This window comes from Paenibacillus kribbensis, assembly GCF_001705305.1.
In the GTDB taxonomy this organism is placed as follows: Bacteria; Bacillota; Bacilli; order Paenibacillales; family Paenibacillaceae; genus Paenibacillus; species Paenibacillus kribbensis_B.
Genome location: NZ_MCBP01000002.1, coordinates 605,700 through 615,261, shown reverse-complemented (window position 1 = coordinate 615,261; position 9,562 = coordinate 605,700). Strand labels below are relative to the sequence as shown.

The following is a 9,562-nucleotide window of genomic DNA, read 5'->3' as shown; positions in this document are numbered from 1 at the left end:
AACAGTTTTCAACTGCGGGGTTTACCCCCATAGACCGCCACGTTCTTCCGGCTTTCCCCATCTTAAAACAGCAAAATAAAAAGACCAACCAGAAATTCTGGTTAGTCTTATAATACGAATAGATCGCCCCGTCCAAAGGTGAGATCTATTTCCCCGATCTAAAAACCACAGCCGACCGCCCTTAAAAGCGGCTGTTGCCAAAGAGTAGGGATGTTAGCGCATCCTTGCTCTTTTTTATTATATACTTCTTGGCTATATTTTATCGCAGTTTTATCAGCATTTACAATGCGGAAAAGTGAAATGAGGCAACCATCTTAAGTATAGATTCGAGGTCAACCAGCCCAACGAAGTCAGTTGTTTTCCTTCATGTAACTTCATGAATTCTCTATAATATGTTTTAATGAAAGGGTTTACATGATATAAATATATACATGTTATCCTCTTACGAAAGAAGGAGTAGATATGAAATATAGAAATGTCGGCAACAGCGGTCTTAAAATTAGTGAAATCGGTCTGGGGAGTTGGTTAACGTACGGTACAGCCGCCGAACAGGAAGCAGCCCATGCCTGTATTGGCAAAGCCGTTGAGCTTGGAATTAATTTCTTTGATACCGCGAATGCGTATAATCGGGGAGAAGGCGAAAAGGCTATGGGAGCCGCCTTGAAGCCTTACCGAAGAGAGAGCTATGTGCTTTCTACCAAGGTTTATTTTCCGATGGATTCCGGTCCTAATGACAGGGGACTGTCACGCAAGCACATTATGGAGCAATGTGAGGCGAGTCTGAAGCGCCTCGGCACGGATTATATCGACATTTACTTCTGTCATCGGTATGATCAGGACACTCCTTTGGAAGAGACGCTGTGGGCGCTTGATGACCTTCAGTCTCAAGGCAAGATCCTGTATGCCGCTGTTAGTGAATGGAGCGCTGCCCAACTCGCGGATGCCTATGGCATTGGGAAAAGGCTGAATCTGCGCCCGCTGATTGCCAATCAGCCGATCTATAACATGTTCGAGCGTTATATCGAACATGAGGTGCTCCCCGTATCCAGACAGATGGGGATTGGGCAAATTGTATTTTCGCCCTTGGCCCAAGGTATACTCACGGGCAAATATAAACCGGGACAGCCCGTACCGACGGGCAGCCGCGGGGCTGATGCCTCCGTTAACCATGTCATCAGTAGTTACATGAACGATGCTGTTCTGAATTGTGTCCAGGAGCTGGATAAGCTGGCGAAGGATCAGGGTATCAACCTGTCACAGCTCGCGCTTGCCTGGATTCTGAGAGAACCGGGGATTAGCGCAGCCCTGATCGGGGCCACCAAACCGGCACAAATCGAAGAAAATGTGAAAGCGGTTGAGGTGACGCTTCAGTCGGAGATTTATGATGAAATCGAGCGGATTCTGAAGCAAGTAGAGGGATTTGAGCCTTTGCGCTAAGCGGCAACCAACCCAAAAACCCCGCTCTTCCTGTCTGTGACAGAGAAGGGCGAGGTTTTTTTAGCTTGCTTCAAGCATAGCATAAATCCCCGAGGCTACACTAAATACAATCCCGCTCACTACAACAAGAATTTGCTTCTTGTTCAGATCCAGCGGATCAAAAAAGAAAGGCAACAGCCATTTTAGACTGACGAAAGCCCATAGGCTTTCCAGCAATCCGAGCGTTAGCACCTTTTGTCCCCAGAGAAGCTTCATTTGCGGTGTTAGCGGACCTGCAAGCATCAAATCACCTGAAGCACGGATATTCCAGGAAATGATAACCATGAATACAACAAGAGTTAATAATGTGGACATAATATAAGTGGAAAAAAACGATTCCCATAAAAATAGCCACGCCTACAAAGGAACCGAGTATAATGTTGGCTACTATGCCGATGCCATTGATGAGTAATAATAAAATAAGCTCTCCCCCTTTGGGGTAACGATGATAGTTATTTTATTGTACATGCAGGAACGAAAACGCTCAAATATTTGGAAAAAGGATGATCCTATGTGCAGACTCAACTTGATATTGCGATAATCTGCAGTTAATAGTTGAGGCTTATAGTTAGCGTATATCCACTATCTCATACATGTTAAAAGGATGGATGCAACGATGGGAATTCACGCGTATTTTCGATCACTGAACGAGTTGGAAAGAATTATTCGTTGTCCAGGCAAGTTTAAATTTGAGGAACACAGCGTATCTGCTCATTCATGGAAAGTGGTGCAGTATGCCAAAACGTTGGCTGATATTGAAGAGAGAAACGGTGTAAGCATTGACTGGAAAAAGCTTTACGAGATCACAAGCAGTCACGATTACGGAGAGATTTTTATTGGAGACATTAAAACGCCTGTTAAGCACTCCTCCAAGGAACTCCGGTTATTAATTCAGCAGGTCGAAGAAGGTATGATTGAATACTTTATTGAAGAGAACATTCCGGAGGATTTTAAAGCCATTTTCCGCAAACAGTTACGGGAAGGTAAAGATGATTCTGTAGAAGGTTTAATTCTTGAGGTTGCGGACAAGATGGATCAGGTGTACGAAGCGTTTGCTGAACTTCAGCGGGGAAATACCGAAAAAGAATTTATAGTGATGTATCGTAATGCGCTTGTAAAAATCAAAAATATTCAACTAAAATGCGTTGATTATTTTTTGGAAAATATCTTGCCGGATATGGTCAAGGAAGAAACGCCCTCATCCATTGATATTAAAAAGATTACGGAAGAAGCTCTAGCTCTTTAATAGACTCTCTCTACTCAGAAGCCCCGGCAGTGCTTCTGTTCATACATAATGATGTTCATTTCAAAATCTGGATAGATCGAATTTACTAACATAGAAAAGTTGCTGCTATTCGAATTCAACCTTGCCAAGCGATTTTTTGGCCGGTCCTTCGATTACTTCGCCTTGATACGAATAGCGAGAGCCATGGCACGGGCAATCCCATGTTCTTTCCGCCTCGTTCCACTCGACTTCACAGCCCATATGGGTGCAAGTTGTGTCCACTAGGTGCAATGCTCCTTGCAGGTCTCGGTAAGCGCCCGCCCTTTTGCCATTCACCTGGATGACCGCTCCTTCGTCGTGCTGTAGTTCTTCGGCTTTTTTGTGGATCATTTCCAACTTCCCAGCAATCAAGTGTTTAGCCACATTCGCATTCTGTGCCACGAATGTTTTAATGTCGGGGTCTACATGAAACCTTGAAGGGGAGAAAAGATCCTGGTAGGGGCTTTCCTTTCTGGTAATCAGATTCGCATTTAATAAAGCTGCCGCCACACTTGTGGTCATCCCCCATTTTCTATAACCCGTAGCAACGAGGATGTTAGGGATGTTGGATAGCTCCTGTCCGATATAGGGGAGTTTGTCTAGCGTATACAAGTCTTGGGCTGACCAGCGATACATGATTTCCTTTAATCCAAATGTTTGCTCTGCGAACTTTTCTAAAGCTTCGTAGTACTGGAAGGTACAGACTCCTTGGCCTGTTTTATGGCCTTCCCCACCGACGATGACCATCGGTTCTCCGTTTACCAGTACCGAGCGAAGCGAGCGTTTTGGGGTTTCCGCACTTAGGTACATACCACCCGGATAGATTCTGTCGGTCTTGACCGCTAGTACATAAGAACGCTCGGCATGCAATCGTGCAAAATAAAGACCGTTTGGATCATTGAATGGAAAATGCGAGGAGGACACGACGTGGTTGCAGGTAATTTTATTCCCGTCGTTTGTTTTAATGATGGCAGGGTTTCCTTTTTCCATACCTACAACGGTGGTGTGCTCATAAATTTTCCCGCCCTGACGGATGACTTGATTTGCCAAATACCTTAAGAAAGGAACCGGATTAAACTGAGCCTGGTTTTTCATCATAATAGCTGCTTTAGTTGGAAACGGCAGAGGCGTTTGCTCGACATAACTTCCCGGGATACCCAATTCTTCGTAGGCTTTATATTCGGCGGCGATTTTCTCCACATACGTATCTGCACATGTATAAACGTAGGCATCTTCTTCTGTAAATTGACAATCGATATTATACTCTTCTATCGTTTGTTTAATGAATTGAAGAGCGTCGCGGTTGGCTTCGTAATAGAGCCGGGTTTTCTCCTTGCCAAAATGTGAAAGAAACTCGCCATAGATCAAATCATGCTGCGCGGTAATTTTGGCGGTAGTATGGCCCGTTGTTCCATGAAGCATCCGTCCTGCGTCGACGACTGCGACGTTTAGTCCTTTTTTAGAAAGTAAATAAGCAGTGGTAATACCGGTGATTCCCGCACCTACAATGGCAACATCCACCTGAATATCCCCACTAAGCTTGGGAAAACTGGGGATGTCAGTTGAAGCTAACCAATACGATTCCGGAAATTGAGGAAATTTTGTATGAGGTTCATTATGCATCATTTTTACAACCGACCCCTTTGATTACACTTTATGTTTATTATTAACATTTCAGGATTTTATATTCACCTCAATTTGATATAGAGCGTGTAACGAGGCAACGCTTGACTTCAAGTTAACTTTAAGTAGTAACATATTGGATACAACGTGATGGTGATTAGAAAGGCCAATGACTATTCTTTCAATACAGGAGTGATGGAAGTTGAAGAAGAAACAACTGGGTAGAAGTGATCTTCAAGTATCTGCACTGGGTCTGGGCTGCATGGGAATGTCCGAGTATTACGGCGAGTTGAATGATCAGGAATCGATTAAAACGCTGCATCGTGCGCTGGAACTTGGGATCAACTTCTGGGATACAGCGGATGTCTACGGTGTGGGGAAAAATGAAAAACTAATCAGTCAAGTCCTGCGGAGCCGCCGGGATGAGGTGGTATTGGCCACCAAATTCTCCATTATGCGCGGAGAGGATGGGGCATTTCTGGGTGTCAGCGGTCGTCCTGAATATGTAAAACAGGCATGTGACCGCAGCCTGCAAAGACTGGGAGTAGATGTTATTGATTTGTACTACCAGCATCGTGTCGATCCGAACGTACCTATCGAGGAAACGGTTGGCGCGATGAGTGACTTGGTTCAGGCAGGAAAGGTCCGCTATTTGGGACTGTCCGAGGCTTCTCCTGCACTCATTCGACGTGCTCACAAGGTTCACCCGATCACGGCCCTGCAAACGGAATACTCCTTATGGAGCCGGGAAGCAGAAGATGAGGTTATACCCGCCTGCAGGGAGCTGGGAATTGAATTTGTAGCGTACAGTCCGCTGGGACGCGGCTTTTTGAGCGGGCAAATTCAGAGGTTTGAAGATTTTGCAGAAGATGATTTCCGTCGCATCGTGCCACGCTTTCAGCCTGAGAATTTCCAGAAGAATCTTGATCTCGTGCAGCATATTAAGGACCTCGCTGCTCAAAAAGGGGTCAAGCCTTCTCAACTGGCCTTGGCATGGCTGCTTGCGCAAGAGGGAATTGTACCGATTCCAGGCACCAAGCGAGTGGCTTATCTGGAAGAAAACGCAGGGGCAGTCGATATCGCTTTATCTACGGAGGAAATGGAAAATATTAATGCGATCATTCCTAAAGGAATGGCGGCCGGGCTTCGCTATGCGGCAGAGCGCATGCCGAATTGGCAAGCCGAATAATTCCGGCATTATAACCCAAAAAGCCGTCCTTAACGCGGATCGGCGCGAAAAGGCGGCTTTGCGGGGCTTACATATACAGCTAAGGGCGTGGCTTGAAAATACCGAAGGGACGTCCTACAGGCAGGAACGTACGGCCAAAATGCGCATTTAGAACTGCGGCTCCTGTACCATACAGTGAGAGCAAAGCAATGCCCATTTCTGCATAAGCTGCGAGGGTATGGAACACCTCTGGAGCAACGCCGAATGCATCGAAGCTAAGACCCAGGAACAGGAAATCGATCAGGACAAAGATAAAGAACAGGACCTTATGCGTCTCCATCGCTCCAATGGTCATGAACAGCGTAAAGATAAGGTAGCCCGCAAAGGCAAAACCGAGCTGCTTGCCATCTACAGCGGACGCCAGCTCTGGACCGAATACGCCCATTTTAATCATCCAGCTACCTGCTACGGCGAACCAGAAGAAGGCATAAGCACCAAACGCCGTCATCCCAAAGGTGTTGTTATGCTTTGCATCCTGAATGCAGGCAAACAGCTGTGCGAAGGCACCGAGGAAAATAGCCCAGGGGATGATAAAGCTCAAGCCCTCAGTGAGGCCGAGCTTTTGGGACGAAGCCACAAGCGTGACAATAGCCAAGCCAAACAGACCGATCGCACTCGGATCGGCCGTTATGATTTTTACGTTAGAATGAGATTCGTTTTGCATAAAAAAATACAAGCCTCCAATAATATTCAAATACGCGTCAATCTGCCGATGCCAGAATCACACTGACATATTGTAACGGAAACGGACGTACTCGCCTAGTAGATAATTCACCAAATTTCTACCGATTGCGGTTTCCTGTATTCACATTATTCTTACCACCCTCAATACTGACTGATTTACCTGAAGTATCTGTGATGTTGTCCTTAATTTCATTGGTGTTGGAATTGGTCACACGTATTCCTATACTGGAGAACCCGGAGTACGTGGTCATCTCGTTGCTAATGATTTTATTGTTGTTTGCACTTGAGAGGCGGATGACTGCGTCAGGCTTAAGCGAAGAATTGGTTTGGAAAAACTCATTGTCTGTGAAGGTATTGCCGTCCGATTCGACCAGCAAACCTTGCAGGGATGCATTTTTTATCGTGTTTTTGTAGACATTGTTGCCTGTTGCGCCAGTCAGCACAAATATTCCCCGCGGATAATTTTCAATTACATTGTTGTAGACGGTATTGTTGGCACCATTATTGGGGATGCGAATGCCTGCATATCCATCAGATTGATGAGTTTTGTTGATAATTTGGTTCCCGGTGACTGTCGTGTAGGTTGCGCGTGACAGATTGATTCCACTTCCGCCGCCCGAATTGGTAATCTGGTTATTCGTAATTTTGACGTTACGGAACTCACCTGCCGGGAAGCTTTCGTGCCCGGTGGCAATGGCATGTCCGTTATTTCGGTCAAAGCGGCTGTTCGTAATCTCGGAATCTCTTGTTCTGCGAAGCAACGCGCCAATTGTGGTGTCGCGAACCTCTACGCGATCCAACGTGAGGTGCGAGACGGCCACATCTATAATAATACCGCCTACCTGACCTTCGCCACGGGCTTCACGGTTCGTACGGTCTGCGTCAATGGTGAGATTGGATAACTTCACGTCTAGTCGGTCAGAATTGTTGCGTAGAATTGGATTCCCAATGACATATTGGTTTTTAGAGCCTGTTTTTTTGAAAATGGTTTTGCCTATTCCGTCACCGTTCAGACTAACCCCGGCATATAAACGAATAGATTCGTCAACCAAATACGTGCCTTTTGGGAAATAGACGGTTCCCTCCATTCCCCGGTCATAGAAATACTTCAGCGCATTTTGGATTTCCTTTGACTGTGAGGTGTTCGAGTTGGTTTTAACTCCAAAATCCTTGGCATTAATTACATTGTCAGCCGCTTGGGCGACATGGATGTCACCTGTAGAACCTTGAATCACAAATGCAATGACAGCTACGAGCAACAAGCTGAGCCTGACCTTACGACTAAAGATACTTAACATGCTACACACTCCTCCTAACAAAATAGTTGAATTAATTACAGAAATACCCTTTATATATTTTCGGTCAAAATGGGTTTTATTTCAAGTGTTTTTCCGTTGAACCTTTTAGCAACGAAGTGTACTTGCGAAAAAGTTATACTTTCAGCTGGCTTTAATTTTCTTTTCAGCTTGACCGGGTACAATCAAGGCAATTTTGCTAGGGAGGATGTACAACTATGAAAACGAAAAAGACCGTTTGGATTCCGGCCATGATTGCAGTTACGGTAGCAGCTTTGCTCGTCCTCTACTATTACTACATGTCTTCGGTTTCCGGCGGCGGACCTGGACCTCGACCGCCAGAAGGTAGCGTAGGCAACGTGCCTGCAGGGCAAATGGGCCGTCCTCCCGGAGGGGAGGGACGTGGGGGCAACGGGGAGATATTCAAGACTTTGGGTACGATCTCCGTGTTCCTTGGGGCAGCTGCTTTCTCTTGGTTCTGGTTTAAGAAGAAGTTGAGATCGCCATCGATGTTGGTTAGAAAGGCCGGGAAGTTGTTACATTTCATGCATAAACTGCTGGGGTGGGCGACCTTGGTTCTTGTTGCCGTTCACGGTGTCTATTTTTTGATTACCAAGCTTCAAGATCACAAAACTTACACCGGGCTTGCTAGCTTTGCCATTCTATTGGCGATTGCCGGATATGGCTTCTTTATTAACAAGGTTCGCAACAAGTGGATGCGGACTGTACATCGTTCGCTCGGGCTGCTTTGGGTTCCTGTGCTGCTGCTGCATGCTGGCAGCTCCGTGATTATGGCGGTCATCGCCAGTCTTGCAGTGGGGGTTCTTGTCTGGGTACTGGAAAGAAGCGCAGGAAAAACGACGAAGCTTGTCCCGGGGGAGCGATAATAAGGCAAGCAGCGGCCATTCGGCCATGAGTCATAAATATCACCCGGCACGAGAGCAGGCTGTGTCACCAGCGCTTGCTGGAAACAAAAGATCCGCTACCTTTTCGGTAGTGGATCTTTTGTTATTTGGTGACATCCTATCTTCTGTAGCCCGGACCCCGAGCCTGTTCGAAAGGCTGTCTCCTTCGAGTATTCATATTTATAAAAGCTGGTACATGCTGTTTTGTGACATAAATCTTAGTTTTCACCAGAGGCAGCGGCCCACGCAGATAAGGATTTGGGTGCATATGCATACGATATGCGCAAAAAAACCAAAAAAGATAAGAGGGATGACTGGTGCCTATTGGAAAAATGAAAAAGCATAAAGAAATGTTGCAACATCCCGTTTTGCGTCCGCATTTACCCGAAACCCACTGGTTTACAGATTCGAGGACCTCGCGGATGCTGAATACCTATTCATCGGTCTTCATAAAACCTAATCACGGGAGTGGTGGCAGCGGGATTATCCGAGTCAAGAGACTGAAGAAAGGATATGAGGTTCGCAGGGGCTCAAGTCGAAAGATTGTAAGATCTCGTTATGTCTTAAAGGCAATTAAGTCATACCAGAAATCCAGACACATGTATTTAGTACAGAAGGGGCTGCGGTTAGCTAAGTACCACGGGTCGATTTTTGACACCAGGATCTACTTACAGAAACCAGGGAGGAAATGGGCTATTTCCGGCGCGGCCGCCCGTGTCGCGGCACCCCATAAATATGTTACTAATTATCTTAAAGGAGGGCATGCAGCATCTTTGCATCGAGTGCTTTTCAGCCTTTTTAAGCACAACCACGCGAAAGCGGATGCCTATTACCGTAGAATCTCCAAACTATCCGTCATCATTGCCAAAACGATTAATAAACGGCATCCGGTTCGTGAATTGGGGGTCGATATTGCCGTAGATAAAAAAGGCCATATTTGGATTATTGAGGCCAATTCACATCCCGGACATATGCTGTTTACCCAGCTTCCCGATCCTACTATGATCAACACGATCATGAGAAACAAGAGGCTTATTTGGAAGTAGATTCCTTGCACGCTATTTTTAGGGGAGAAGGAGAAAGTTTC

At 46.0% G+C, this 9,562-nt stretch carries 9 protein-coding genes; 5 read left to right on the top strand and 4 right to left on the bottom strand.

Annotated features, from left to right (window positions below; all coding sequences use genetic code 11):
• Positions 1 to 462 precede the first annotated feature (462 nt).
• Entirely contained in the window at positions 463 to 1,437 is a 975-nt protein-coding gene (locus BAZ21_RS05985) for an aldo/keto reductase family protein (RefSeq protein WP_068497999.1), read from the top strand.
• A gap of 60 nt (positions 1,438 to 1,497) precedes the next feature.
• Here BAZ21_RS05985 and BAZ21_RS05980 read toward each other — a convergent pair whose 3' ends face one another.
• Complete coding sequence (locus BAZ21_RS05980; RefSeq protein ID WP_068497998.1) at positions 1,498 to 1,791, bottom strand: hypothetical protein; 294 nt, start codon at positions 1,789 to 1,791, stop codon at positions 1,498 to 1,500.
• 301 nt (positions 1,792 to 2,092) lie between these two features.
• Here BAZ21_RS05980 and BAZ21_RS05975 point away from each other — a divergent pair, with 301 nt between their 5' ends.
• Positions 2,093 to 2,722 (top strand): YfbR-like 5'-deoxynucleotidase, encoded by a 630-nt coding sequence (locus BAZ21_RS05975; RefSeq protein WP_010346906.1) that lies wholly within the window; start codon positions 2,093 to 2,095, stop codon positions 2,720 to 2,722.
• Positions 2,723 to 2,827: 105 nt separating this feature from the next.
• Here BAZ21_RS05975 and BAZ21_RS05970 read toward each other — a convergent pair whose 3' ends face one another.
• A complete protein-coding gene (locus tag BAZ21_RS05970; protein WP_068497997.1) occupies positions 2,828 to 4,366 on the bottom strand; it encodes an FAD-dependent oxidoreductase in 1,539 nt (512 codons plus the stop codon).
• A gap of 199 nt (positions 4,367 to 4,565) precedes the next feature.
• On the opposite strand from BAZ21_RS05970, the gene BAZ21_RS05965 reads away from it, so the two are divergent.
• Entirely contained in the window at positions 4,566 to 5,552 is a 987-nt protein-coding gene (locus BAZ21_RS05965; protein WP_068497996.1) for an aldo/keto reductase, read from the top strand.
• Between the two features lie 79 nt (positions 5,553 to 5,631).
• Here BAZ21_RS05965 and BAZ21_RS05960 read toward each other — a convergent pair whose 3' ends face one another.
• Together BAZ21_RS05960 and BAZ21_RS05955 are read right to left on the bottom strand one after the other, a co-directional pair.
• Positions 5,632 to 6,255 (bottom strand): acetate uptake transporter, encoded by a 624-nt coding sequence (locus BAZ21_RS05960; RefSeq protein ID WP_007433114.1) that lies wholly within the window; start codon positions 6,253 to 6,255, stop codon positions 5,632 to 5,634.
• A gap of 118 nt (positions 6,256 to 6,373) precedes the next feature.
• Positions 6,374 to 7,573: a glycosyl hydrolase family 28-related protein gene (locus BAZ21_RS05955; protein ID WP_068497994.1), complete on the bottom strand. Its 1,200-nt coding sequence runs from the start codon at positions 7,571 to 7,573 to the stop codon at positions 6,374 to 6,376.
• A gap of 215 nt (positions 7,574 to 7,788) precedes the next feature.
• On the opposite strand from BAZ21_RS05955, the gene BAZ21_RS05950 reads away from it, so the two are divergent.
• Positions 7,789 to 8,457, top strand: coding sequence for a hypothetical protein (locus BAZ21_RS05950; RefSeq protein ID WP_068497993.1), 669 nt, complete (start codon positions 7,789 to 7,791; stop codon positions 8,455 to 8,457).
• A gap of 335 nt (positions 8,458 to 8,792) precedes the next feature.
• Positions 8,793 to 9,521 carry a YheC/YheD family protein gene (locus BAZ21_RS05945; protein WP_068497991.1) on the top strand — a complete coding sequence of 243 codons (729 nt, stop codon included), beginning with the start codon at positions 8,793 to 8,795 and terminating at the stop codon, positions 9,519 to 9,521.
• Positions 9,522 to 9,562 lie beyond the last annotated feature (41 nt).